Here is a 6,267-nt window from a genome sequence, read left to right on the forward strand (position 1 = left end):
GCGCGTAGTGGACTTTCACCACCTAGTTATCGCCCATGCTGGGCGCACCACAAAAGCCGTACTATCTCCTCAAGACACAGTACGGCTTGAAATGTTTTAGCTTATTTTTTCAGTCCGTTGACAATGCGGTCCATAGCTTCAATAGTGTTTTCACGGCTGCCAAAAGCGGTCAGACGGAAGTAGCCTTCACCCATAGTACCGAAGCCGGCACCCGGAGTACCTACAACCTGCAATTTTTCCAGCAGGAAATCGAAGAACTCCCAGGAGGTCATACCATTCGGGCATTGCAGCCAGATGTACGGAGAATGTACGCCGCCATAATACTTAATGCCAACCTTATCAAAGCCAGCCATCATGATACGTGCGTTTTCCTGATAGTAAGCAATGTTTTCGCGACATTGTTTGATGCCCTCTTCGCTGAATACAGCCTCAGCACCGCGTTGGATAATATAAGGAACACCATTGAACTTGGTGGTCTGACGACGCAGCCACATTTTGTTCAGCTCCATTTCCTTGCCGCCTTCAGTTTTGCGTACCAATGCGTGCGGTACAACAGTATAACCACAGCGGGTACCGGTAAAGCCGGCAGTTTTGGACAGAGAGCACAGCTCAATAGCACATTTTTTAGCGTCTTCGATAACAAAAATGCTGCGCGGAATTGCCGGATCAGTTACGAATGCTTCATAAGCAGCATCATAAAGGATTACTGCATCATTTTTCAGTGCGTAAGCAACCCATTTTTCCAGCTGTTCTTTAGTATAAACAGCACCGGTCGGGTTATTCGGAGAGCACAGATAAATAACGTCAGCCTTAACATTTTCGTCCGGCATCGGCAGGAAATCATTTTCCGGCTTGCCTTCCATATAAATAATGTTGCGGCCGCACATTACGTTGGTATCCAGATATACAGGATATACCGGATCAGGAATCAGAATTGTATTGGCATTACTGAAAATATCGGTAATATTACCGCAGTCGCTCTTAGCACCGTCGCTGATGAAAATTTCATCGCTTGCCAGAGTAACGCCAAAAGATGCATAGTATTTAACTAATGCTTCATGCAGGAAATCATATCCCTGCTCCGGACCATAGCCACGGAAGGTAGCCTGTACGCCCATTTCAGCAACAGCCTTTTCCATTGCCTCAACAACACATTTTGCCAGCGGCAGGGTAACATCACCAATGCCCAGGCGAATAATCTTTTTATCTGGATGTGCCTCAGCATAAGCGTTAACCTTATGTGCAATGTCAGCAAAAAGATAGCTTTCTTTTAAGTTACAATAGTTTTCGTTTACAAATGCCATTGAAAAACCCCCATTATTAAAATCATTTTAAATTTATAGCAAACGCTTGAAAAATTACTAGCTGCAAGCATTCGAGATACCTGCAGCCAGTAGTTTAAGCAGTTTGTTTACTCGTTGATAACACTCTCAGGAATATCTATCACGCCGTCAAATACTGCGACTGCGTTGCCCTCCAAGGTTACATGGTCATTCAGCTCATGCGTAACCTTGAGCAGGCCGCCCTTGCAATGTACATTGAGCGGTTCGCCCTTCTTGCCTGCTTTGTTCAGCATAATGCAGGCTACAGTAACAGCGCTCGCACCAGTTCCACAAGCCCAGGTTTCGCCGCTGCCACGCTCCCAAACGCGGAACTTGACAGTATTCTTATCAAGAACCTGTACAAACTCCGTATTTACGCCTTCAGGGAACAGCTTATGATGTTCAAATTGCGGTCCCAGCTCTTCCAGGTTCAGGCTGTCCACATCATCCACAAAGGTAACAAAATGCGGATTGCCCATAGAAATTGCTGTACCGTTATAGAAAACCTTTTCTTTGGTTACATCATCATGATTATCATTCAGAACAATTGCCTGGTCGACAAAAATATAATGGTCGCAATTCATCGGAATCTCGGTAGCACGGAAGACAGGCTTGCCCATATCCACCTTAGCACCTACAACCTCGCCGTTTTCAACAACCATCTCAATTTCCTTAACACCGGAAAGAGTTTCCAGCGTAATGGTAGTTTTATCAGTCAGGCCTTTATCATGCACAAATTTAGCTACGCAGCGTACGCCATTACCGCACATCTTGCCTTCACTGCGGTCAGCGTTGAACATACGCATTTTGAAATCAGCAACGTCAGATTTGCACACGCAGATAAGACCGTCACTGCCAATACCAAAGCGTCTATGGCTTACATATTCGGAAATAGCGCCAGGGTTCGGCAGCATCTCCTTGGTGCAGTCTACATAGACATAATCATTGCCAGCACCATGCATTTTTGTAAATTCTATTTTCATGGTCCTTCCTCCTTTGAATCCTCTTTACTCATTATAGCAAAAATACGCTAAAATTCCAACCGGATAAGCAATAAAGTTAGCTTTAGCACACAAAAAAGCCGGTACATTTCTGCACCGGTTAAAGATAACGGACATTATTGCTTTTATATCTGCAAAAATTTCACTTAGAACTCTTTTTCTGCAGTAAGAAACATCTTCAGAAAATATTTAGGCAAATCTCCTGGACGGTCTGCACCACATCAAGGCAGCAAAAATCAGCACAGCAGTTACGCCCATGCTTACAGGATAAACATACATTAAGGTGCGGAAATCATGATACACTGGGAAAACAAAGGCAACCCATAAGAAGCGTACACCACATACACCTAAAATCGTAAGCAGCGACGGTAAGAACGATATGCCGAAGCCGCGCAGATAACCCGACATTACATCATACGTAAGGCTGAAAATATAGGCGCAGAATACTGTAGCTGCTCTGATATATCCCAGCCTGATAACCTCACTGTCATCATTGATAAGCGCAATAAGCCTGTCACCAAAGAGGAACACTATAAGCATACAAATACCGGTGCAGATAACATCCTCCAGCAGGCACAAGCGTAAAATCTTACGACAACGAGCTAACTGCCTGGCGCCATAATTCTGCCCAACAAAGGTTGTGCACGCCTGTGTAAAGGAGCTGAAGATACTGAACGCTACCATCTCCAGAATCAGCGAAGCACTGGAGGCAGCAATGACCTCTGTTCCCAGGCTGTTGATAGCACCCTGAATAACTACATTTGCCAAGCTGAAAACTGCGCCTTGGATGCCTGCCGGCAAGCCGATGCTTACAATTTCTTTCAGCGTAGGCATATCAAGGTGCAGCTTATTCCATTCCAATTTAATTATAGAATCTGTTTTCAGCAATAAGCGGAGCAAAATCAAAGCAGAAACCGCGTTAGCCAACACTGTAGCAATCGCTACACCGGTAACATCCAGCTTGCATACGCAGACAAAGAATAAATCCAGCACAATATTAACCAGGCTGGCTGCAATAAGCGCCATCAACGGTTTTTGCGTTTCACCGATACTGCGGAAAATAGCCGCCTCAAAATTGTACAGCAAAATAATCGGCATACCTAAAAAATATATTCTAAGGTACATCACAGCTGACGGTAAAACTTCTGCCGGAATTTCCAACAAATCTAAAATCGGCACAACAGCAAACTGTGCAAAAACAGCTACCGCAATACCGATAATCAGCGAAAGCAGTACAGCAGTATGCACTGCCTTTTTTACGCCTTCCGTATCACGTCTGCCGATAGACTGCGCAATAACAACATTAGAGCCCAAAGCTAGGCCCAAGAACAGAAAAATAATCATACCAATAATCGGCAAATCTGTTCCTACGGCAGCCATCGCCGCAGTTCTGTCGCCATTAGCAAAATTGCCGGCAATTACTACGTCTGTAGCGGTAAAAAACTGCTCCAGGATAGCTGTTGCAGCTACCGGCATAGAAAATTTTAATATTTTATCCCATAAGGAACCATTAAGCATGTCCATGCTTGTCCGCATATCTTCAATACCTTCTCTTTCTTTTAGCTAGTGATAGATATTATAATACTAAATTTAGGCAATAGCAAATTGATATTTTCTCTGCCCGGTTATATTTATAAGGCATAATATAACGCTTATGATAAGCAATGCTTAACATACAAAAAGCCGATACATTTCTGTATCAGCTTTTCGTTCATAAAATATTTCACTTAAGCAGCCTGTTTACGCATATAAGTACGCATAACCAGCAATGTTACAAATAATAAGCACAGCGTAATAGGCAAAGCAATCAGCGCCAAGGAGCTTTCCGTAAAGTACGCAATACCGCCGGCAATCAGATAACCAGTAACAGACACGGAAGCTGCAGTCAAAGCATAGGGCAGCTGTGTGGAAACGTGGTTAACGTGGTCGGAATGTGCACCTGCGGATGCCATAATTGTTGTATCGCTGATAGGTGAGCAGTGGTCACCGCATACCGCGCCGCTCAGGCAGGCAGCAATAGAGATAATCAGCATTTCATAGGTATCACCGGAGCCGAAAACGTTGCATACAACAGGAATCAGAATAGAGAAGGTGCCCCAGCTTGTACCGGTAGAGAACGCAAGGAACATAGCAACAACAAAGATAATTGTCGGCAGGAACATTTTCAAGATACCTGCAGAGCCTGCAACAAGGTCATGCACATAGAACTTAGCGCCTAAAAGACCAGTCATACCGGACAGAGTCCAAGCCATAGTCAAAATCATAATCGGTGCAACCATTGCTCTGAAGCCGGCAGGAATACACTCGGTAAATTCCTTGAAGGTCATTACGTTACGGACCATGTAGAAGCAGAAGGTAAAGAAGAAGGTTGCTATGCTGCCGAGTACCAGGCCTTTAGGAGCATCAGCACCGGCAAAGGCATCAACAAAGGTTTCACCAGTGAAGAAGCCACCGCTATAAATCATACCGATAATGCAGCAGATAATAAGTACAATTACAGGCAGTACAAGGTCAATAACCGCACCGTTAGGCTTATCGGTATTGTCATCATCATCACCATACGGACGAGCAGCAGTAGTAAACAGGTCACCCTTATTTGCGTTATCCTCATGAACCTTCATGCTGCCGAAATCAAATTTCATGATGGTCAAAAGAAGCATCATAGATAATGTAGTAATTGCATAGAAGTTATACGGAATAGTCTGCAGGAACATGTTAAAGCCGTTAATATCAGAGCCTTTAGGTACTGATGAGGTTACAGCTGCAGCCCAGCTGGAAACCGGCGCAATAATACAAATCGGCGCAGCAGTTGCGTCAATAAGATATGCCAGCTTTGCGCGGCTAACCTGATGTCTGTCGGTAACAGGACGCATTACGGAACCAACAGTCAGACAGTTGAAATAATCATCGACAAAAATAAGTACACCCAGTGCAATGGTAGCGAGCTGCGCACCAACGCGGGTCTTGATATTTTTAGAAGCCCACTGACCGAAAGCAGCACTGCCGCCAACCTTGTTCATAAGAGCTACCATGATACCAAGAATAACCAAAAATACCATAATACCAACGTTACCGCTATCCGACAGCTTGGTAATCATGCCGCCGTTTTCATTGTAAAGCATAGTATTTAAACCAAGCTCAAGATTACCGTTGGAATATAACAGTGCACCGATGGCGATACCTACGAACAAGGAAGAGTATACTTCCTTCGTAATCAAGGCCAAAGCAATTGCGATAACCGGTGGCAGCAGTGCACCGATAGTCGAATATACGGCAGGCTTATAGGTCGCAGGATCTACAGTGTTAGGATGCTGTCCGCTTATATAAAATAGACCAGCCATGATAACAAGCGTTACCACCAAAAACAAATAATTGATTTTTCTCATCTAATTAATCACTCCATAATTTTTTTCTAAAAAGTCCGAAAAAATTATATCATGATTACGTAACTAAAAGCAAGCATATTATTAAAACTCGCAGACAATTTGTTAAAAAATGAACATTATTGGGTTGATAAGTGCAAAACACAGCACTTTAACACTGATTTATATTGCTTTAATGTCTATTCACAGTTGACAGAATTTGTAGGAACCAATGCATGAGAATATTTTCTTCAGGACACGATGAATCCTCAGTTGATGCTAATTAGATAATGCGCACATAAAACTCTAGTAAACTGAGCGAGGGATATATCGTGTAAGGAATAGCAATTTTAGCAAATAAGCATCTGGAACCATAGAAACAAGGGACGTAACAAAATGTTACCGTCTGACAAATTTTACCGCAGTTTCGTTCTGGTTCCATGCGAAATTTGCGTTGTGCCCTACAGGCACGGGAAAATTGCTGCTGACTGGAACGATATAACTCTCGCGAACAAAGAAAGTACGGTAGTAAGCTAAGTTAGTCCGCAGCTATCTATCCTCAGTCGTAAGTAAGCAAAGCTT

Annotated in this window: 4 protein-coding genes; all 4 read right to left on the bottom strand. The window is 43.5% G+C overall.

The features are described from left to right. Positions 1-101: 101 nt before the first annotated feature. Positions 102-1,304 carry an LL-diaminopimelate aminotransferase gene (locus tag Q0612_RS07995; protein ID WP_293830522.1) on the bottom strand — a complete coding sequence of 401 codons (1,203 nt, stop codon included), beginning with the start codon at positions 1,302-1,304 and terminating at the stop codon, positions 102-104. Positions 1,305-1,411: 107 nt separating this feature from the next. After that, positions 1,412-2,299 (bottom strand): diaminopimelate epimerase, encoded by an 888-nt coding sequence (dapF, locus tag Q0612_RS08000; RefSeq protein ID WP_044484008.1) that lies wholly within the window; start codon positions 2,297-2,299, stop codon positions 1,412-1,414. A 213-nt stretch (positions 2,300-2,512) separates the two neighbouring features. Beyond that, positions 2,513-3,859: an MATE family efflux transporter gene (locus Q0612_RS08005; RefSeq protein WP_298883094.1), complete on the bottom strand. Its 1,347-nt coding sequence runs from the start codon at positions 3,857-3,859 to the stop codon at positions 2,513-2,515. 191 nt (positions 3,860-4,050) lie between these two features. Then, positions 4,051-5,709: a Na+/H+ antiporter NhaC family protein gene (locus tag Q0612_RS08010; RefSeq protein WP_298883097.1), complete on the bottom strand. Its 1,659-nt coding sequence runs from the start codon at positions 5,707-5,709 to the stop codon at positions 4,051-4,053. Between the last annotated feature and the right edge of the window lie 558 nt (positions 5,710-6,267).

Source organism: uncultured Phascolarctobacterium sp., assembly GCF_937920985.1.
Classification (GTDB): Bacteria; Bacillota; Negativicutes; order Acidaminococcales; family Acidaminococcaceae; genus Phascolarctobacterium_A.